The organism is Psychrobacillus sp. FSL K6-1267 (assembly GCF_038003265.1).
In the GTDB taxonomy this organism is placed as follows: domain Bacteria; phylum Bacillota; class Bacilli; order Bacillales_A; family Planococcaceae; genus Psychrobacillus; species Psychrobacillus faecigallinarum.
Window position 1 is genome coordinate 1,039,490 of record NZ_JBBOOR010000001.1, and the last position, 21,497, is coordinate 1,060,986.

General features: G+C 35.4%; 15 protein-coding genes. 13 read left to right on the forward strand and 2 right to left on the reverse strand.

Features of this window, described 5'->3' with window-relative positions:
• Positions 1-9 precede the first annotated feature (9 nt).
• Positions 10-921 carry an LCP family glycopolymer transferase gene (locus tag MHB55_RS05135; protein WP_154311320.1) on the reverse strand — a complete coding sequence of 304 codons (912 nt, stop codon included), beginning with the start codon at positions 919-921 and terminating at the stop codon, positions 10-12.
• 293 nt (positions 922-1,214) lie between these two features.
• Between MHB55_RS05135 and MHB55_RS05140 the strand changes: the two genes are divergently transcribed.
• Positions 1,215-2,948: a methyl-accepting chemotaxis protein gene (locus tag MHB55_RS05140; RefSeq protein WP_340862749.1), complete on the forward strand. Its 1,734-nt coding sequence runs from the start codon at positions 1,215-1,217 to the stop codon at positions 2,946-2,948.
• 132 nt (positions 2,949-3,080) lie between these two features.
• On the forward strand, positions 3,081-3,902 hold the full coding sequence (locus MHB55_RS05145) for an SLAP domain-containing protein (RefSeq protein ID WP_186318110.1): 822 nt from the start codon (positions 3,081-3,083) through the stop codon (positions 3,900-3,902).
• Positions 3,903-3,937: 35 nt separating this feature from the next.
• On the opposite strand, the gene secA is transcribed toward MHB55_RS05145, so the two are convergent.
• A complete protein-coding gene (gene secA, locus MHB55_RS05150; protein WP_154311317.1) occupies positions 3,938-6,304 on the reverse strand; it encodes a preprotein translocase subunit SecA in 2,367 nt (788 codons plus the stop codon).
• A 166-nt stretch (positions 6,305-6,470) separates the two neighbouring features.
• Between secA and MHB55_RS05155 the strand changes: the two genes are divergently transcribed.
• From MHB55_RS05155 to wecB, 11 genes are all read left to right on the forward strand, one after another.
• Positions 6,471-8,795, forward strand: coding sequence for a hypothetical protein (locus MHB55_RS05155; protein WP_340862750.1), 2,325 nt, complete (start codon positions 6,471-6,473; stop codon positions 8,793-8,795).
• Between the two features lie 17 nt (positions 8,796-8,812).
• Positions 8,813-11,314, forward strand: a complete 2,502-nt coding sequence (locus MHB55_RS05160; RefSeq protein ID WP_340862751.1) for a phosphodiester glycosidase family protein — start codon at positions 8,813-8,815, stop codon at positions 11,312-11,314.
• Between the two features lie 88 nt (positions 11,315-11,402).
• A complete protein-coding gene (locus MHB55_RS05165; RefSeq protein ID WP_340862752.1) occupies positions 11,403-11,798 on the forward strand; it encodes a hypothetical protein in 396 nt (131 codons plus the stop codon).
• Between the two features lie 220 nt (positions 11,799-12,018).
• Positions 12,019-13,083: a glycosyltransferase family 4 protein gene (locus MHB55_RS05170; protein WP_144537513.1), complete on the forward strand. Its 1,065-nt coding sequence runs from the start codon at positions 12,019-12,021 to the stop codon at positions 13,081-13,083.
• A 95-nt stretch (positions 13,084-13,178) separates the two neighbouring features.
• Entirely contained in the window at positions 13,179-14,294 is a 1,116-nt protein-coding gene (locus tag MHB55_RS05175; protein ID WP_144537515.1) for a DegT/DnrJ/EryC1/StrS family aminotransferase, read from the forward strand.
• A 77-nt stretch (positions 14,295-14,371) separates the two neighbouring features.
• Complete coding sequence (locus tag MHB55_RS05180; RefSeq protein WP_340862753.1) at positions 14,372-15,112, forward strand: hypothetical protein; 741 nt, start codon at positions 14,372-14,374, stop codon at positions 15,110-15,112.
• Positions 15,113-15,329: 217 nt separating this feature from the next.
• Positions 15,330-16,646, forward strand: a complete 1,317-nt coding sequence (locus tag MHB55_RS05185) for a nucleotide sugar dehydrogenase (RefSeq protein ID WP_144537519.1) — start codon at positions 15,330-15,332, stop codon at positions 16,644-16,646.
• 14 nt (positions 16,647-16,660) lie between these two features.
• The gene (locus MHB55_RS05190; RefSeq protein ID WP_144537521.1) at positions 16,661-17,392 is read left to right on the forward strand and encodes an acyltransferase; all 732 of its coding nucleotides are present in this window, start codon (positions 16,661-16,663) and stop codon (positions 17,390-17,392) included.
• On the forward strand, positions 17,393-18,808 hold the full coding sequence (locus MHB55_RS05195; protein WP_144537523.1) for an oligosaccharide flippase family protein: 1,416 nt from the start codon (positions 17,393-17,395) through the stop codon (positions 18,806-18,808).
• Between the two features lie 13 nt (positions 18,809-18,821).
• The gene (locus tag MHB55_RS05200) at positions 18,822-20,420 is read left to right on the forward strand and encodes an asparagine synthase C-terminal domain-containing protein (RefSeq protein WP_144537525.1); all 1,599 of its coding nucleotides are present in this window, start codon (positions 18,822-18,824) and stop codon (positions 20,418-20,420) included.
• A complete protein-coding gene (gene wecB, locus MHB55_RS05205; RefSeq protein WP_340862755.1) occupies positions 20,417-21,484 on the forward strand; it encodes a non-hydrolyzing UDP-N-acetylglucosamine 2-epimerase in 1,068 nt (355 codons plus the stop codon). Before MHB55_RS05200 ends, wecB begins: the two co-directional genes overlap by 4 nt.
• Positions 21,485-21,497 lie beyond the last annotated feature (13 nt).

A 21,497-nucleotide genomic window follows, 5' to 3' on the forward strand; every position in this document is an offset into this window, starting at 1 on the left:
GAGCTTTCACTACATTTTTAAATGCTCGTTCATTTCCCTGGAAATATCATTTAATTCATCCTCGTTCATCATATAATACCAAATACCATTCTTTAACTCTCCGACACCGTCCTCAAAGGATAAAGATTCAATCGTATTTATGCTTTTTTTATATTCCTTTTGTATATTTAGCATCTGCTCGAAGGTCATATTGGTTTGTATATTTTCTTCGATAATATGGAGGAGCTCATTATGCTTTAAGAGTATGTTAAAGTTGGCTCCCTTTTTTAGTAGGGATTGAATTACTTGTTTTTGACGTAATTGCCTTCCAAAATCTCCCCGTGGATCATCCTTACGCATTTGTACATAATCTAAAGCCTGATCTCCGTGTAAGCTAATTTCTCCTTCTTTGAAGATAGTATCATTCACCTGGAAGCTCCTGTCATTGTTAACTGTCACGCCACCTATAAAATCCACAATGTCCTTAAATCCTTCCATATCTATTTGAATCACATAGTCAATTGGAACATTTAGTAGATTTTCAACTGTATTTACAGACATTTCTATGCCCCCGAATGCATAGGCATGATTGATTTTGTCTTGAATTTCTTTTCCGATGATCTCTGTATAAGTATCGCGAGGAATGCTAACCATTTTAATGGATTCGCTAGTAGGGTTCACTGTTAGGAAGAGAATTGTATCAGAACGTCCTTTATCTCCTTCTCTTTTATCCACGCCTAAGATTAATAAGGAAAAAGGGATTTTCTTCTGTAACACAATCTCATCTTTTCTTAATACAGAAACTTTTCTTAGCTCTGGCTCATGTATTTCTTGAAGAGTGGTCGTAACGTCACTATATACATTTTGGGCATAAAAAAATAAACCTATAAAAATACAAAAGAAAAATAATAGAACTAACAGGATGATATTCTTTTTAGACATAAAAAGTCTCCTTAAATAACATATTCTTATGTATTTGTATGAATTTATTGAAGTAAGTAGTAGTAATATATGTCCTGTTAGAAAAGTATTTTTTATGCTTGAGCTAGTAAATTGAATATTTCAATATATAGATAGATTTTTATTGAATATTTGATTTAGATTCTTCTGCATTCTCCATCAGCACCGATTCATAAAATGATTAAAAAATAGTTGTTTAATGTAATTTTGTGATAATTATCACAGGGTGTTCGATTGAATATAGGTATAATTATTCGTGAAAGGGGTGTAATTATATGAAGGGGTCTGTGAGAAGTAAACTTTTAGTCCTAGCTTCAATCGTGATATCAATACCTTTACTAATGGTAGGTCTAAACAATTATTTATTGGCAAAAAACGAATTAGATGAATTAGGCAAATTAGGAATTCAAAATGGTACCTACGCAATTTTGGATTTAATTGATGAGTTAAGCAAAGAGGTAGAAAAAGGTAATTTAACTTTAGAAGAGGCACAGGGCCGAGCGGCCGATAAAATCATAGGCCCTTTAAATGAAGACGACAAACGATCGATCACTAATCCGGCAACCTTTGGGGACAACTTCTATTATTATGTAATGGACGAGAAAGGTACATTATTGGTGCACCCTAGCATGGAAGGAGAAAATTTATATAATAATCAATCCGAAGATGGTAAGTATTTTATAAGAGATGTAATAGAAAAAGCAAAAAATGGTGGGGGGTTCGTTTCTTATAAATGGCCACTCCCTAGTGACCAAGAGCAAGTGGAGCCTAAAATTACATACAGCATATTAGAACCTAACTGGGGTTGGGTGGTTGTTGCTGGCACGTATGAAATGGAATTTAATAAAGGTGCAAACACCATTTTACTTACTACCATTGTCACTATTATTATATCTCTTTTATTGGGAATTGGGCTCTTCTGGTTCTTTGCGGGAAAAATGACCTCTTATATAAAGAAGATTATGGTTACAACCTCGGATATAGCGGGCGGAAAGCTTAGCGGAAACGTTATTCCTATAGAAACAAAGGACGAGCTAGGTCAGCTAGCTATAAATGTAAATAACATGAAAAAGAGTCTAGAGGAAATGGTAAGTCAAACAAAAATATCATTAGAGCATATGAGAGATTCCTCTGAAGCACTTAGTGCGGTGACGGAAGAAACAACTGCAGCAACTAGTGAAATTTCTCATGTCATCACAGAAATCTCTAAGGGGGCAGTTATACAAGCGGAAGATGCGGAAGTTGCTTCTGGCAAAGTAAATGACCTTTCTGCTGTGATAGAAAAAACGCTTGAGCAATATAAAGAGATTATAGATGGTGTTAGCCAAATGACGAACGTGCAAGAGAATGCCGTATCTAACATAAATATTTTGACTAACAATACCGATAGATTTCAAATCGTTATGGATGTGCTTCAGTCGAACTTTACTCAGCTTACTAGTCGGATGGGAGAAATAGGGCAAATTGTTCAAACGATAAATGATATTTCTGCTCAAACTAATCTACTTGCTTTAAATGCTAGTATAGAGGCTGCTAGGGCAGGAGAGCATGGCAAGGGTTTCGCGGTGGTGGCAGAGGAAGTTAGAAAGCTTTCAGAAGGTACCCAAGTTGCTACGAACAGTGTAGGCAGTCTCTTAAAACAAATTGAACAGGATACACATTCGGCAGAAGAAAAAATGAGAGAAACCCAATTTATCTCAAATGAACAAATTATTTCAGTAGGATATACAAAACAGGCCTACCTCGAACTATCTAATTCAATCCAACGAATAAAGGAAGGGCTTATTTATTTAAACGATTTAATGAATAAAATGTACTCTAATAGAGAAGTAGTTGTCGGAGCAATTTCTAATATTGCTGCAGTTGCAGAGGAATCTGCAGCTGCCACTGAGCAGATGAATGCTTCTATAGAAGAACAAAGTAATGCAATTGCTTCTATTATGAATTCAGCTCTTCAACTTCAAGATGAGGCAGAAAACATGCATGACTTGGTATCGAGATTTGAATGAAATATTTGATAGTTATAACTTCATAACTAATGGAACATTCGAACTCCTATAATAGAATATGCAAAATATGGTTTATCTTCTTTCTATGTTATAATAGATACATATTTTTATTAAATAGAGGAGTTTTAAATGATGTCAAATTCACCCCAAAAATATAAAACAGAAATTAATTTCTCAAATGACTGGGACATTTCAACACAGGATAAGTATATTTTCCAATTTTTTCATCAACAATTAGAGGATTTAGAAGCTAACCAATTACATGTACATGGAGTAAAGCTATATAAAGTAGAATCAAGTATAGTCGTTACAGCAATTTTAAGACACTCCCTTCCTAAAAAGTTATTGTTAGAACAAGTCGTCCTACTAGTAAAAAATAAGGATGGTAAAGAGCTTGCTAAAAAGCAATTTGATATGGCTTTATTCGGAGAATTAGAACCATGTACTGCGAGACCATGGAAGTTCTTATTTGAAGAGGCTGATCTATTAGTGCCGCTTGATGAAATTGAAAACGAGATGGACTTTGAAATGGCATTTGAATATTATGAAAAAGTTATAAGTGACTTTGAATTATATTTAGATGAAAACTGGTCTAACGGCCTTACAGTAGATCAACAAGGATATGTTAAAAATTTAGTATCAAGTCTAGAGCCTATTAAAGTAAATGAGATTTCTATAGTAGGGTTCCATTTCGAAGAATCTGAACAAGCTGTTAATATATTTATCATTATACGAAATGCTTTTTCTCAATCATTAACTATAGAAAATCTGCCTATACAATTGTTTGATGCTACAGGAGCTATAGTTTGTAAGCTTGGTTTCCCAATTGGGGAATTTCAAATCGCATCTAAACAGGCAAGACCAATTAGCCTTTCCTTTTCAAAAGAAGTTTTCCAAAAAGAGAATCCTGATTTTAGTTCATGGAAAATTGAAATGGTTCCACAAACACTATAAAAAAACAGTCTAGAGGAAATCCTCTAGACTGTTTTTTATTCCATATCCTTTGTTACTTGTACTTGTAGGTAATAACGAATGACATCACGGAAGAAGGAGTTAATCATTTTATTGAAAAGATCCAAAGCATCAAATGAATATAATCGATAAGGATCTTCTTGCGCATATCCTCTGATGGAAATTCCTTCTCTTAAATGATGTAAGTTATCTAAATGGGTAATCCAGTAACGATCCAAGGTTTCAATATAAATGGCTTGAATATCATTCCAACTTTCGTCTTTTGAATCTATACTTTCGAGTGTTTCAAAAGATTGATTGTATACTGACTCCAATGCTTTTGTTAGTTGTTCTTTGTTTTCAGGGTCTAACACTGTAAATTTACTATCATCTTTTGTAGTCAGCATTGTCATTATTCTTACTTCATCCATAATTTCATTAAGGATTGACGAAGTGGACTCTTCTGAGTTTAATTCAGGAATCTCTTGTACAAAGCCAAAGTAACGTTCTTGAAGTGCTTTTTCAATTAAATGCTTCATGTTCTCAACATGAAGTGCTCTTTCCCGATAGCTATAAATAACTTTTTGCTGGTCATTATTTATTTCATCTAGTTTTAAAAGGTGGGAGCGGCTTGAAAAATGAATGCCTTCAATAACCTTTTGAACATTATAAACAAATTTTGTTGGATTTGGTGAAACAATAAGGCCCGTTTCGTCTGTTTTTACTTTGTTTTTATACCTAGCAAACTCTTCTTCGTCATAATAATAAAATAGCTCATCCTCTAAAGATACAATAAATTGCGTACTACCAGGATCTCCTTGGCGACCACTACGCCCCCTCAGTTGCATATCTATACGAGCACTGCTGTGTAGCTCGGTTCCGATAATGTGTAAGCCCCCAAGTTCTGCAACTCCATCACCAAGTAGAATATCAGTTCCTCGACCAGCCATGTTTGTAGCGAGCATGATTTTATGCATCTGACCAGCATTTGAAATGATAGCGGCTTCATCTTCTTCAGTTTTAGCATTTAAAATGTTGTGTTCAAGACCAGCTTCTTTCAGACGTAAAGAGAGCAATTCTGATTGTTCGATTGAAGTTGTACCAATCAAAACTGGTCTACCAGTCTCGTGAAGTTTTTTTGTTTCTTCCACAATTCTCTTGGTTTTATCTTCATGCGTTAAATACACTAGAGTATCCATGTCAATTCTTTTGTTAGGCTTATTTGTAGGAATTTCCGTTACTCTTAAGCTATAAGTTTCCCAAAACTCCTCTTTCGAAGGAACAGCACTACCTGTCATTCCAGAAACATGTTGATATAGTCTAAAATAATGTTGAATAGTAATAGATGCTTGGGTGTTGTTTTCTTCTTTAATGGAAACCTTCTCTTTAGCTTCTATAGCTTGATGTAAACCATCACTATAAGTTCTGCCCTCCATTATGCGACCTGTGTACGGATCAACAATCTGAATTTTGTCATCCTTTACAATATAATCTACGTCTTTGCGCATTATCACTTTTGCTCGAAGTGATTGCATAGCGATGTGCATGAACTCACGATGTTCACTATCATAGACATTTTTTATTCCAAATGCTGCTTCTAGTTTATCTGCCCCTTTATCTAATAGGACAATTTGTTTTGTTTCTGGATAATAATCATATTCCTTTTTATCCTCGAAAGTGTCGATCACCATATGCATTATTGGAAAAAGGTTTAAACTTGCATTTGATTTGCCGGCAATAATCAACGGAGTTCTTGCCTCATCGATTAAGATGCTATCTACCTCATCTATTAATGCATAGAAAAGTGGTCGTTGAACTAGCTGGTCTTTACTTTGAATCATATGATCTCTTAAATAATCAAAACCAAATTCTGTTCCTGTTCCGTAAGTGATATCGCTATTATAAGCAGCTTGTTTTTCATCACTTTCTAAGCCTGCTACATTTAACCCTACTGTAAGACCTAGAAATTCAAAGAGTGGTTTCATTTGCTCATAGTCCCGTGTAGCCAAATATTCGTTGGCAGTAATAATATGAGTACCTTTACCATAAGCAGCCATTACATAAGCAGGTAGAGTGGCTACTAAAGTCTTACCTTCACCTGTTTGCATTTGTGCAATTTGCGACTGAGTTAAGACAGCGCCTCCCATTAACTGAGACTCATAGTGTCTCATTCCTAATACTCTCTTAGAAGCTTCACGCACTACAGCAAAGGCTTCAATAATTAGTTCCTCAGGAGATATTCCATTATTTAATTGCTCTCGGAATTTATCAGTATATGCTTTAAGTTCTGTATCACTTTTTTGAGCAAAAGTTTCCTCTAAGGAATTTATTTTATTTACAATCTTATTCAGCTGTTTTAACTCTATAATTTCTCCTGAAATCATTTTCTTAATAGATTCTAGCATATATGTCTAATCTCCTATCTTTTATTTCCAGTATTATTATATCATGAAACATTAGTGGTAGCATTTGCTATATATATTGCTAACATTACATTTTAGTTACATGATTATATTTTAAAAGTTACCAAATCATGTTAAAGTTAGAATAGTTATGAAAGGGGTTAGAATGTTGAAAAAAATTAGTTTGACGATGATTGCTGTTATGTTAGCTTCGCCAATGAGTAATGTCTATGCTGAAAATATTGTAAAAGAGACAAGTGCTGAACAAGTTAAAGAGATAGAAAGTTTAGTAAGAGAAGAGCCAATAGAGGAAACTGTTGAGGTAGATAACTCAGAAGAATGGTTGGACGATATCATTGAAGAAAAACCTGTGGAAGAAGTTATTGAAGAAGGCTATGAAAATTTAGGGCCTATGATTTTTAAATCTTCTGCTGTATCTGCCAAAATCGCACCAAATAGTGAGGGCGACTATTTTATTTATTACATCATGCATGGCTCTCCAGCGGCTCTAGTTGTTGTTGACTATAAGTCAAAGGAAATCTTACATACGTTTACGTTAGAAGATTCAAAAAGTGCATGGGGATTAGATGTGGATGAAAACGGTAAGCTTTGGATTGGTGGATCTGTTTCTAGTGTGCTTTATAGCTATGATCCTAATGAGGAAGTATTTGAAAAACATGGAGCTATTTTTTCAAACAAAAGCGACACTTCTATTCAGGATTTAATTGTATCTGGTAAAAAAGTATATGCAGGCTCTGCATACGGAGGATCATTGGTAGCTTTCGATACGGAAACAAAAGAGATTGAAGAGTTCGGACAAATTCGTAAACGCAAAGAATTTGTAAAAGCTATTGTAGCAGATGAAGAAAATGATGAAGTGTATGTTTCTATTGGCTCTCCTATGGACTTACTTATTAAAAAGCCAAATACAAAAAATTTTACAAGCTTTCTTCCTGTTAAATACATGTCAGAGAAGTATGCTCAAGATTTAGTTCTAACAGAGGATTATGTTATAGCAAGATTGCATCCATCCAATATGGCAGTAATTTTTGATAGAAAAACACTTAAGATAGTTGATGAATTTGAATTGAATTCAAAGACTGTCTCTACAATATCTCCTAACGGAGAAGGTATGTATTATACAAAAGGTCAACAGTTGGTAAAGTATGATTTTGATACTAAAGAGCATACAGAACTTGGCCTGTTTTTACCTAAGGGAACTGAAGCGATTAATTTAGATTTCATTATAACAAGCCCAAAACCTGCAAAAGATGAAAATGTTGAAGCCAAGGAAAATAGCTTACCTGAAAATCCAAAGGTAACAGACCCATCAATTAAAAACAATTCAGGTAAAATTACCGTGGATTCTAATATCCCTACTACATTACCTCCGGTTATTGGGAATCCGACTGAAGAAGATAACATTGAAGCACCTATTGAAGAGGAAACGAAAGAATGGATTTTATCAGGGATGGTCGATAACTTAGGTCAAATCTTTGAATATAATCCGCAAACAGGTGAAATTAAACATCAATCTTTTGATTTGCCAGAGCAACCAGTGGAATTATATACATTAGCATCCAGTTCCGATGGGAAAAAGATTTTTGCAAATGGATATATGTCCGGAGGTCTAGGGGTTTATGATGTTCAAACTGGAAATAAAGAACTTTACCGAAATGTGAGTCAAATTGAATCCATGTATGACATTAACAACAAGCTCTATATTGGTGCGTATCCACTTGCTAGACTGCTAGTATACGATCGCTCTAATCCATGGGGAAATGGGAATCCAACAGAAGTCATTAGAATGAGTGAATATGGACAAGAACGTTCAACAGCTGTTACACCATACAACGGTGGTAAAGAAATAATATTAGGCACGCTTCCTGATACAAGCGTCGGTGGTGGGGCATTAGTGTTCTATGATACCGCTACGAATAAAACGGAGATATTTGAAAACTACATTTATAACCAAAGCATCGTTTCATTGGTAAGCCGGGGTACACAAGTATTTGGAGGAACTTCTATTCATGCGAACCAACAAATAAATCCTCGTGGAGCAAGACTATTCTACTTTAATAGATACAACCCTGAAGATAAAAAATACATTCATCTTCCATTTAGTGCAAGTATGATTACAAGTTTAATAGTAGATAAAGAGAATAAAATTTGGGGTATGGCAGATGGAAAGCTATTTAATTATACAGATGAATGGACAGATGTAAAAACAGTTGAATTATTACCTCTTATATCCGGTCGTTTCCGTAATGCACAAATCTTAGAAGGTGTCGATGGCTACATTTACGGAAGTGTGGAAGGTAAGCTATTCCGCGTTACTAAAGATACTTTACAGGTTGAATGGTTGAAGGATAAAGGAGTTTATGGGCTTGAACAGGACTTAAACGGTAACCTTTATTACTACGATGGAAGCAACCTTTGGAGATATACGATTGAGAAGAATAGAGGAAAACAAGCTGAAAAAGCTGAGAATTAAAGGAGAATTAAATTAAAATGAAACGAAAATTGCTATACCTTTTTGTCGTTTTTGCAGTTGTCACGAGTTCACTATTCCAACCAAGTCAAGTAGAAGCGCAAGCAACGAAAGTATATTGGGACGGTATTTTAATGGTTCCAGGTCAAGTGGGAAAAATTAAAGTAGTAAAACCGATCAACCTATGGAAACGTACTTCAAATGGTCTAGTGTTTGAGAAAATTCTAAAGCCAGGGGAACAATATCGTGTTTACCGATATGATAATTTATACGGTGGCCAGTACGGTCTAGGTGGAGGAATGTATATAACAAAAATGGCGGGATATGTGGAGTACAAAACACCGTCTAAAGCAAAGCTAAAAGAATTGGAAAACGCTCAGGGAGGAACTCCTTCAGTAGGAAATCCTTCATCAAATCTGTTTCCCAAGGAAGCTATTCCTAACCTATCTATTGGAAAGGTAGCAGCTCAGGCAATTACGCAAATAGCTCCTGGAGTAAGGAAGAAGCTTATAGATATTGAGGGGGCTGTAGGTCCTCAAAAGTTATTTGTCATTGATTATGATGGTAAAACATCCAATATCCAAATGAAGACAGAGCTTGCTAAAGATCAAATAATCGGGTTTGAGACTACTTCTTCTCAAGCAAATAGTGTTCCTCAAAATGATTCTTATCACGTAGTAGCAGGTGTCAATGGAGATTATTTTGATAAGCAAGGCCAGCCTGTTGATTTAATGATGATTGATGGAACAATTGTATCGACACCACAAACAGCATTAAGTGATCTAGCAGTACTAGGTATTACATCGAACGGAAAGGCAATTATTGGTGCTCCTCAAGTAGCGATGAACCTTTCTGTAAACGGAAAATCTTATCCAATTAACTCTGTTAATAGAAAAAGGTTAGCCAACCATTTAGTAGTATATACAAGAGATTTTGCTCCAACTACTAATACGAATGAGTTAGGTACTGAAGTTCGTGTCAAAATTGACTCAGGGAAGCTCAATGGCGGAGAGACGCTAGTAGGTACAGTTACAGAGATAATAAGCGGCGCTGGAAATGCTGCTTTAAATCCAAATGAGATTATTTTGTCTGGACATCATTTTGCAGGTGATTTCTTACAAGGTATAACTGTTGGTGACCAAATTCAAATTGCTACTAAGTTTACTCCAGCTGAATGGAATGATGTTAGAGAATCAGTAAGTGGAAGATATCACTTAGTTAAAAATGGGGCACTTCAAACTATTAAAGTTGCGGGAGTTGCACCTAGAACAGCGGTCGGAGTCAGAAAAGACGGAAGTCTATTTACAGCTGTAGTAGACGGGCGTACAACTGGAAGTAAAGGACTTACATTACAAAATACTGCAAAGCTAATGAAAGATCTGGGAGCTAACTACGCGATGACTTTTGACGGCGGGGGCTCTTCCACAATAGTAGTAAGAGAGCTTGGAAACAATAAAGTAACTGTTGCCAACAAACCCTCGGATGGCTACGAACGTTCTGTAGCTAATTCTCTTCTATTTGTTAGCACATATAAAACGGGTCCAGTCGCAACAATTGCTCCTGCATCTGATGTGGTAGAAGTGTTCCAAGGTGCTTCTTATACTAATTTATCAGTACCTGTTAAAGGGATAGACCAATTTATGAATCCCGTAGCAATTTCTGGATCAGGAAAAGTAACATCCTCTATTTTAACTAACTCAAATGGGAAGCAGGTCGTAAATGCAAAACCTGGTACCTATGCAGGGATAGTCAATTATGAAGGAAAAACTACTAATATACAATTAAGAGTAACAAACACGCTTGATAGTATAAAAGCTTCAGAAAGCTCTCTGCAAGTAGCTAAAGGACAAACTGTACAGCTGTCAGTAAGCGGTATGAAAAATGGACAAGCGGTATTAACAGATGCAAGCGCGTTTACTTGGACTAGTTCGGTAGGTAAAGTCCAAGCAAACGGTAAATATACTGCACCAAATAAAGATGGTATTGGTACTATAACTGTTAAATATGGTTCTAAATCGTTAAGTATTCCTATTATAATAGGTGACGTTCCACCAACTATTCTAGAATCATTTAACAAAGGGATATTTAACTATGAAGCTACTAACGACCGAGCTAATAATGTTACTATCTCATCTGTAACCAATGATCGTGATGGCTCGAAAGCTATAAAACTAACTTATGATTTTAATAATACTACGGGAACTTCCGGTGCATATATTAATGCTAAAACTAATTTAACAATTAGTACTCCTTTAAAGAAAGTTGGTATGTGGGTTAAAGGAGATGGTAAAGGGAACTGGTTAAGGTCCCAAGTAATAGATGCTACAGGTAAAACGGTACAATTGGACTTTGATAAAAACGTAACTTGGACTGATTGGAGATTTGTTACTGCTGAGGTACCCGCTGGACTTTCTTATCCGTTAAAAATGGACCTTCCTGTTCGTTATATGCAAACAGAAAATGCTAAGAAAGCAAATGGTGAGATTATCATTGATGACATTCAAGCTATTTACAAGGATTAAAATGAGTAAATAGTAGTAGTTGTTGCGTAGCAATTTAAGGTATGATAATTTAATAAGTATCGATTTTTGCTAACTTGGAGGGAAGTACATGACTTCGGAAGAAAAAAGTAATGAAAACAAAACTGAAGAAAGTGCCCAGAAAGTAATAGGTTTCTATAAGAGACAGGCTTGGGCGGCTAAGGTTTTTGAAAAAATAGAACAAGAAAATATTGTAGAAGATGGAAATGGAATAGTACTTGTTTCTTCTATTATTCAATCAAGCAACAACTTATACTTTCCTGCCTTTATGAGAATAAACCTGAAAGAAAATGGGAAAGTAGCTGGGGCTTATATGATTATGGAAGAAGATGATAGCTTTAAACTATTGCCATTAGAGATATTGCTAGAAGAACCTGAAATGGAAGGACTGCTTCCACTTAAGTATCGAACGATTGAAAAGATAGAAGGCGACACTTATCAGGTTAATTGGCCAGAATTCTCGTAATAAAGTACTAGAGAACAAGTAAAACTTTTTACTGGAATAGAAAGGACTGATTTTTGCTCATACTAAAGCGAAAAGTCAGTCTTTTCTTTCTTTATATTAAATTTGGTTACAAAGCTATTTTTATAGTATAATCATTTATTGAAGAAACTTTCATGTCGTTAGTTCGTCTATTTTGTAGAACCTAGCGATAAATGAAAATAAAAAAACAAGGATGATATTTTTGGATATAAAATTACTTCTTGCTTTTATCATATCTATGGCCACGGCAATCGCAGTTACCCCGTTAGTAATCAAGCTTGCTCATAAAATAGGGGCTGTGGATAAACCTTCTGAAAGAAAAGTACATCAAAAAGTGATGCCTCGTTTAGGCGGACTTGCGATTTTTATAGCAGTAACAGTTGGTTATTTCGTTGCGGGATTGTATGAAGCAAAGATTACTGGAATTATGGTTGGGGCTATAATTATTATTGTCTTAGGTATTATCGATGATAGACATGAAATCTCCGCCAAAGTAAAATTATTAGGTCAAATTTTAGCAGCTTGTGCAGTAATGGGTAGTGGACTAACTATTGAGGTTTTAAATATCCCTTTCTTAGGAGTATTTGATCTTGGTATCTTCTCATATGTAGTAACTCTTTTTTGGATTTTAGCAATTACTAATGCTATAAATTTAATCGATGGATTAGATGGACTATCAGCTGGAATCTCATCCATTGTATTTGCAAGTATCGCATTTTTAGCATTTTCTGCAGATAAAATGTTAATCCTTACACTTTCTTTAATATTACTTGGAAGTACATTAGGGTTTCTATTTCATAATTTCCACCCTGCGAAAATTTTCATGGGGGATACGGGTTCAATGTTTTTAGGGTACGCTATTGCTATTTTGTCTCTTTTAGGACTATACAAAAGTGTTACACTCTTTAGTTTTGTAGTTCCAATTATGATTTTAGGAGTACCAATTTTTGATACTTCGTTCGCGATAATACGGCGATTGGTTAACAGGAAGCCTATTTCAATGGCAGATAAATCACATTTACACCATAGATTATTAGCTCTTGGACTTTCGCACAGAGATACCGTGTTGGTAATATATGGTTTTGGTTTGATATTTAGTATATCAGCCATTACTTTTGAAACACTAACGTTACGCTGGGCGATTTTCATTATTTTATTTATCTTAATTGCATTTGAAATAATTGCAGAGAAAATTGGACTTGTGAATGAGGAATATCGACCAATTATTTCTGTTTTTCAAAAAGTTGTTGGGTATAAGCGTAATTAACCACTAGAAAACTCTTTAGAAGTTCATTTGGCCACTTATGAGTGGTTTACGCTTTTCACATATTAAATAATTCATACAGGGTTGGTGTAAACAAAATGAAAGTACCAATGTTAGATTTATCGGAGCAATATGCATCGCTGAAAACAGAAGTTTTAGAAGCATTAGATGGAGTTATGAGTAATTCGGTCTTTATTCTAGGAAGCAATGTAAAAAAACTAGAAGCAGATATTGCTGAGTATAGCCATGTGGCGCATGGTATTGGTTGCGGTAATGGTAGTGATGCAATCCACATTGCACTACAAGCAGCAGGAGTAGGACCTGGAGATGAAGTAATTACAACTCCATTTACTTTTTTTGCTACTGGTGGAGCAATCGTTAGAGCTGGTGCAACACCTGTTTATGCAGATATTGACCCTGTTTCTTTCAATATAGATCCAGCTGAAATAGAAAAGCATATCACAGATAAAACAAAGGCGATTATACCGGTCCATTTATACGGCCAAATGGCTGATATGGTAAGTATTCGTAAAATAGCGGACAAGCATAATTTAATTGTTATTGAGGATGCCGCACAAGCAATAGGAGCTCGACAAGGAGATTTTACTGTTGGAGAGTTAGGGGATGCTGCAACTTACAGTTTCTTCCCAACGAAAAACCTTGGGGCATATGGTGACGGTGGTATGATCGTTACTAATAATGAAGATATCGCTGAAAAGTGCCGTGTAATCCGTGTACACGGTAGTAAGCCAAAATACTATCATAGTGTATTAGGTTACAACAGCCGACTTGATGAACTTCAAGCTGCTGTATTGAACGTTAAGTTCCCTCATTTAGAAGATTGGAGTAAACTACGCAGAACTCATGCGGATTTTTATACTCAGCTATTGAATGAAAAAGTTGGAAACTATGTTAAAACTCCTGTTAAGGTAGAAGGTTTCCATCATGTATTCCATCAGTACACAATTCTAACTGAGCGTCGAGATGAGCTTCAAGCTTACTTAAAAGAAAATGGTGTGGAAACTATGATTTACTATCCACTTCCACTACATATACAACCGGTATTTGAAAGCTTAGGGTATAAAAATGGGGATTATCCTAAAGCTGAAAAAGCAGCCAATGAGGCTCTTTCTTTACCAATGTTCCCTGAGCTAAAAGAAGAACAGCAAAAATATGTAGTAGAAAAAATTGCTGAATTCTTTTCTGGAAAATAATGATTGAACAAGTAAAGGGAGACGTTTTTGCGTTTCCCTTTAACTACCTATATGAATGTATTTAAAGGAGAAGAGATATGTCAGAAAATAAATCGTATCGTCTATATGACTCTCTAGAGTTTTTCTGGAGGAAAAAGATTTGGTTCATTATTATACCGATCATTGCAGCTTTAATAGGTTACGGAGCATCATTCCTAGTGCCATCAGACGGAAAGTATGTTGGTAAAAGCACAATCTTTACCGGCTCGGTAAAGCTAGAGGCCTTAACTAATCCAGACCATATTATGACAAAATATGGAGAACATTTTACTGGTGAGACAGAAGTTTTTGTTCCTACAAGAAGTTACATAAAAACAGAGACTTTTGGAGATAATGAAGAACAAGTATCAAAAGAATTAACGCAATTTAATGATCAATTACTCGCAGGTTTAATGGAGCAACATGATAAAGTCATTGGTGGAACAGAAAAATATGCATCTATACAAACAGAACGTATTGAATCTCTAAAAACTGCTATAGAGGATTACAGAAAAGTATTAAACGAATCAGATAATCTAACAGTAATTAATAATTTCACAACATTGTTATCCACAGCAGAGATGGATTTAACTAATGCACTAGCAACAGAGCAAAGAGTTAGAAATGACATCATTGCTTATGAAAAGCCAAGCCTTGCTGCTGAAACTTATGTTGTAAAAACAAAGACATATGGATTAGAAGGTGCAATAGCAGGATTCATATTAGGGATTTTATTAGCAATTCTTACTTTATCTATGTGGAAGTATATTATAGATGCTAGAAAGAGCAAAAGAGCTTAAATAAAGAACCCAGTCTTATAAGACGTGACAATAGCATCAATTATTAAATAGTGGGTTGATATATGAATCCTAGAGATGCTATTGTACGTTATTAAAGTGAAGAATATTAAATGATAAATTGCTTAGGATATGATGGTGTGATAATTTACTATTGATATTTTGAGTTATCTTAGATTAGTGAATAATTGAGCAACACCTATAAAAGGAGAGAAAAATAATGTCTACATATTATGAAGAATTATTGGCAAAAATTGAAAATCATACCGCTGTTATTGGGGTTGTAGGTTTAGGTTATGTTGGCTTACCGCTAGCAGTAGAAAAAGCTAAAGCTGGTTATCACGTTATTGGCTTTGATGTACAGGAATCTAAAGTACAACAAGTAAATGAAGGTATTAACTACATTGGTGACGTAGTAGATGTTGATTTGAAGCAAATGGTAGAGTCTGGTCATTTAAAAGCTTCTTCTGATTACGGTTCAATTAGTTCCGTTGATGCTGTAGCTATTTGCGTACCAACACCTTTAGATATTTATCAACAGCCTGATACTTCTTATGTAGAAAGCTCAGTACATGAAATTGCTAAATACGCTAAAAAGGGAACATTAGTTGTACTTGAATCTACTACATACCCTGGTACAACAGAGGAAATTATTAAAACAGCGCTTGAAGAGAAAGGGTTTGTAGTTGGAGAAGACATCTTTATTGCTTATTCGCCTGAACGTATCGATCCAGGTAATAAAAGCTTTAATACTAAAAACACTCCAAAAGTAGTTGGTGGTATAACTGATAACTGTACAACAGTTGCAGCGGCTCTATACAGCAATGTTTTAGACGGAGACGTACATAAAGTTTCTAGTCCAGCTATTGCTGAAATGGAGAAAATTTTTGAAAATACATTCCGTCATATCAATATTGCACTTGCTAATGAAATGGCAATTCTTTGCGAAAAAATGGGTATCGATGTATGGGAAGTAATTGATGCAGCTAAAACAAAACCATACGGCTTCATGGCATTTTACCCAGGGCCAGGGCTAGGCGGTCACTGTATTCCAATCGATCCATTCTACTTAACTTGGAAAGCAAGAGAATATAACTATCACACAAGACTAATCGAGCTTGCTGGTGAAATTAACAACTCAATGCCGGAATATGTAATTACTCGTGCAATGCAAATTTTAAATGATGATGGTAAAGCGTTACGTAATGCTAAGGTTCTTTTATTGGGCGTAGCTTATAAAAAAGATATCGATGATATGCGTGAATCTCCATCCCTAAAATTAGTTGAGTTATTAATGCAACAAGGTGCAGAATTTAAAACGGTCGATCCGCATGTAACTTCATACAGAGTAGCAGGACAAGTAATTGAAACAGTTGAGTTAACTGACGAATTATTGGAGTCAGCAGATATCGTTGTGTTAGCTACGGATCATACTGGTTTTGACTATGCGAACATTGCTCAAAAATCTAAAGTTATTTTTGACACTCGTAACGCGTTTAAAGGAATCGAAACACCAAATCGTTACATTAAACTTTAAGGGCGGGATTATAAATGAATTTTATACATGAAACTGCCGAAATAGGCGAAAATACGACAGTTGGACATTTTTCTGTAATAGAAGAAGGAGCAAAAATTGGCGATAATGTTCGCGTAGGCAATCGTGTTACAATTCACGCTGGTACCATCATTGGAGATGGTACCACCATCGATGATGGTGCAGTAGTTGGTAAACAGCCAAAGCCTGCTAAAACAAGCACAATGCAAATTACTAAAGAGATACCGCCGCTTGAGCTAGGTAAGGAATGTACAATTGGTGCAAATACAATTGTCTATAGAGGGGCTAAAGTTGGAGAAAGTACATTAATCGCTGATTTAGCAACTGTACGTGAAGATGTGGAAATTGGTTCTTATGTAATCATTGGTCGCAATGTAACAGTTGAAAATTTTGTTACTATCGGAGATCGTACAAAAATTCAATCTAACTCATACATTACTGCACATTCTACTTTAGAGGATCATGTATTCATTGCGCCTTGTGTAACTACTACTAATGATAACTTCATGGGTAGAACAGAGGCACGATTTGACAAGATTAAAGGTGCAATTGTTAAGCGTGGTGCTCGTGTGGGCGGAGCATCTATTATTCTACCTGGTATAACAATAGCTGAAGAAACATTCGTAGCGGCTGGAGCAATTGTGACAAAGGATACGGAAGAAAAAACTGTAATTAAGGGATTCCCAGCAAAATTCTTGAAAAATGTACCTGAGGAGGAGCTTCTCTAAGTGTTCTCTCAGTTAAAACGTTTAGGAGCGGATTCGCTCCTTTATGCATTTATGAACGTAGGAACTAAACTAATCGCTTTTATATTGTTTCCTTTGTATGCACATTATCTTGAAAAAGAATCCCTAATTGGTGTGCTTCAAATGGTAGATACTACCGTATCTATGCTTACCTTCCTAGTGATATTTGGAACCGATTCTGCTCTTGCCTATTATTATTTTGAATATAAAGACAAAGAAACCCGGGAGAAGTACGTTCGCTCAGTTATGACTTTCCGTTTATCTATGGTTATCTTACTTTTTGCCATATTTTTAATCGGTGGAGATTGGCTGGCTGCTATAATATTAGAATCGGCAGGCTACTCACAGCTATTCTATATTGCTTTAGGTACGTTGTGTTTAGATACAATCATTACACTTGTTTTAACCATTCTAAGATACGAGTTTCATACTAAAAGAGTGGTATTTACAACTATAGGTAAAATGTTATTAATCGCAGTTGTTTCGATACTTTTCTTAATGTTTGTATGGACTTCTCTAGAAGGAATACTTGTAGCACGTTTAATCAGTGTCGCAATTATTGTAGTAGTCTTAATAAAGCCTACTAGAGTATATTTAAAACCACTGTTCGATAAAGTAATTTTAAAGAAAATCTTAGTTTACGCAGCTCCTTTAGTGCCAGCGTCTTTAGCATTTTGGATAATTGCCAATGCCAATAATTTCTTTATACGCGCATATGGTACGTTAGATGATGTTGGTATATATGGGACAGCTATTAAGTTTGCAACATTTATCACATTATTGACTAGTGGGATCCAGCTAGCCTGGAGACCATTCTCTATGTCTTTAAAGGATAAAAAAGATAGCCCTCAATTATTTGCAACATTATATGCGGCATTTTTAATAATTGGCAGCTTTGGAGTTTTAGCTTTAGCGACCTTCATGCCACTGATTATTTTGGTTATGCCGGAGAATTTTAGAATTGCATTTCAATATGTGGCACCAATATCGATTGCAACATTTTTAAGTTTTTACTATATGATTGTTTCTACAGGGATATTTTACTCTAAACAGACAAAACATATTTCTATAGCATTTGGTATTGCAGCAGTTGTTTCGGTTGTATTGAACTTTATATTCGTGCCGTACCTTACTATTTGGGGAACTGTTATTTCATATGTAGCAGCATATTGTTTAGCCTTGTTTATGGTATTTCGTAAAAGTCAGAAACTATATTATGTACCTTTTTCGGGATTTAAAATGGCTTGGACAATATTATGGCTAATAGCTGCAACACTTGGAATTGTATATATTCAATTAAATGATTTAAATAGCTGGTTAATCCTAGGAGTATGGATAGCATTTATCATCCTGGTTTTACTAGTTCGCATGGATAAATATTTTGTAAAAAGAAAGTAATGGGGGATAAGGCATGTCGAAAAAATGTATAACTAACCTTAGGCATAAAGATTTTTATCCTATAAAAGGCGCTGGGTATGAAGGTTTTTTGAGAGGATACTTCTACTATGAAAATCAATATGTCACCCATGAAAACTTCGCTAGCATTATTGATGAAGAAATATTAGCTTCCAAGGACTTTGCTAAGTGGAATGGAGAATATGCACTTGTCTTTACTACTGATGGGTGCACAACTCTTGTTACGGATATGAAACGTTCTATTCCGCTGTTCTATTCAATGGATGACTCAGGAAACTGGCTAGTACAAGACTTCATACAGCCTCATGAAGGAATGAAGATGAATTCGGAGGCAGAGGAAGAATTCCTCATTACGGGCTTTGTTTTTAGAGACAAGACCTTATTTGAGGAATGGAAGCAAGTTCCTGCAGTGTCTTATCTTATTTTAAAAGAAGAAGCATTCCAACACTATTATTATTCATATGTATTACCAAAAGAGACAGAGCCAATTGATGTATTCGCAAAAGAGCTTAAGCAAGTTTTCAATGACTTGTTTGATGATTTAGCAGATAGATTAAAGGATCGTCAAATTGTCATTCCGCTAAGTGGTGGGTATGACTCACGGTTAATAGCATTAAACTTAGTGGAACGTGGTTTAAAGGATAATATTACTGCCTTTACATACGGTAGGCCAGGAAATGGAGAATCCACTGTAAGTAAGCAGATTGCCGACAAACTTGGTTTAAAGTGGAAGTATTTTGCCTACGACAAAAAGATGTGGGAAGATATGTACAAGTCTGAGGAATGGAAGGACTATGTAGTGTATTCTAGCAATGGTGTTTCAGTAGCACACTTGCAAGACTTTCCAAGTACCAAGTTACTTGTTGAGCAAGAAGGCTTACAGGATGCTGTATTTTTACCAGGTCATTCATTAGATTATCTAGCTGGCGGTCATTTGCCCTATGAATCCATTGTAGATAAGCAATTTGAAAAGAGTGAAATTCAAACCTTTATCATGAACAAACATTTCCGTTTGTGGGAGCTTTCTGGGAAAGATAGTTACGCAGAAACGGCTATTGGAAAAGGGTTGTATCAAGATATTGAAGCACATTCGAATTATACCAATGAACGAGTTACTTCATTAATAGACGAATGGAACTGGCGTGAAAGACAAGCAAAATTTATCATTAATTCTGTTCGGGTATATGAGTATTTTGGACAAGGATGGTCCATTCCATTATGGGATGACCGTTTGATTCACTTCTTTAGTAAAATACCAGCGAATTTAAAGTATAAAAAGTATTTATATGATTATACATTGCATCAAATGTATCCAGAATATTATCCATTGCCACAAAAACCCGGACCTGAAAATTCTCTTAAAAATAAATATGGAATTCTCTACCCTATGTTGCGCAAAATATATAGAAAGAAAAATCTATATCGCAAATATTTTGATGAGCCGATGGAATGGTATGGGATCTATCCAACCTACAAGCAATATGTTCAATCTCTGACATTTAAACGAAATGGGCAGAAGTATGAGCATCCGTATAATATAAATTCGTTTATCGTAAAAGATATGATTCAAATGATGAAGGAGATTACAAAATGAAAGTTCTAACGATATTAGGAGCAAGACCTCAGTTTATTAAAGCCGCCGCTATTTCACGCGTTATTCGTGAAGAGGTAACGGAGCTTATTGTACATACTGGACAACATTATGATGCCAATATGTCTGATATTTTCTTCGAGGAGTTAAATATTCCAAAGCCAGATTATCACTTAGGAATTGGTTCTGGGAATCACGGCAAACAAACCGGTGAAATGTTAGCAAAAATTGAGGAAATTATTTTAAAGGAAAATCCAGATTTCTTGCTAGTATATGGCGACACTAATTCAACTTTAGCTGGGGCGCTTGCCGCTGCTAAATTGCATATTCCAATTGTGCATATCGAAGCAGGTTTACGCAGCTTTAACATGAGAATGCCAGAAGAGGTTAACCGTATTTTAACGGATCATGTATCGACTTTGTTACTATGTCCAACAGACACTGCTATCCAAAATTTAACTAACGAAAATATTACTGCTGGTGTTTATAATATTGGTGACGTTATGTATGATGCAGTGCTGTACAATAAAACATTGGCACAGTCTTCTTCTACTATTTTAAAAAATGAAGAGCTTACTCCGAAAGACTATTTATTAATAACGATACATCGTGCTGAAAATACGGATGATGTAGAGCGTATGAAAGCCATTTTAGATGCGTTTACTCAAATACCTGAGAAAAAGGTTTGGCCAATACATCCACGCACTAAGAAAAAGTTAGAGGATTATGGATTCCAATTAAACGAAATTCCTAATTTAAAAGTAATTGACCCAGTTGGATACCTAGATATGCTTTCTTTAGAAACAAATGCAAAGAAAATCGTAACTGACTCCGGTGGCGTTCAGAAGGAAGCCTATTTTGCAGAGGTCCCTTGTGTGACAGTTCGTGATCAAACAGAGTGGGTAGAGACATTAATTGAGGATGCCAACATTTTAACTGGAACTGATACAAACAAAATCGTTGAAGCGGTTAAAAAAGAAGTAACTCCTTCTTATACTCCTGTTTTTGGTGATGGAAAAACATCGGAAAAAGTGTTAGCTTTACTAAAGGAATATTCAAGTAAATAAAGTAGGTGTGAGC

Coding starts and splice junctions, on each gene's coding strand:
- MHB55_RS05140 (WP_340862749.1), top strand. CDS start 1,215: ATGAAGGGGTCTGTGAGAAGTAAACTTTTAGTCCTAGCTTCAATCGTG.
- wecB (WP_340862755.1), top strand. CDS start 20,417: ATGAAAGTTCTAACGATATTAGGAGCAAGACCTCAGTTTATTAAAGCC.
- secA (WP_154311317.1), bottom strand. CDS start 6,304: ATGCTAGAATCTATTAAGAAAATGATTTCAGGAGAAATTATAGAGTTA.
- MHB55_RS05135 (WP_154311320.1), bottom strand. CDS start 921: ATGTCTAAAAAGAATATCATCCTGTTAGTTCTATTATTTTTCTTTTGT.
- MHB55_RS05175 (WP_144537515.1), top strand. CDS start 13,179: ATGAAAGTACCAATGTTAGATTTATCGGAGCAATATGCATCGCTGAAA.
- MHB55_RS05165 (WP_340862752.1), top strand. CDS start 11,403: ATGACTTCGGAAGAAAAAAGTAATGAAAACAAAACTGAAGAAAGTGCC.
- MHB55_RS05160 (WP_340862751.1), top strand. CDS start 8,813: ATGAAACGAAAATTGCTATACCTTTTTGTCGTTTTTGCAGTTGTCACG.
- MHB55_RS05185 (WP_144537519.1), top strand. CDS start 15,330: ATGTCTACATATTATGAAGAATTATTGGCAAAAATTGAAAATCATACC.
- MHB55_RS05190 (WP_144537521.1), top strand. CDS start 16,661: ATGAATTTTATACATGAAACTGCCGAAATAGGCGAAAATACGACAGTT.
- MHB55_RS05180 (WP_340862753.1), top strand. CDS start 14,372: ATGTCAGAAAATAAATCGTATCGTCTATATGACTCTCTAGAGTTTTTC.
- MHB55_RS05200 (WP_144537525.1), top strand. CDS start 18,822: ATGTCGAAAAAATGTATAACTAACCTTAGGCATAAAGATTTTTATCCT.
- MHB55_RS05145 (WP_186318110.1), top strand. CDS start 3,081: ATGTCAAATTCACCCCAAAAATATAAAACAGAAATTAATTTCTCAAAT.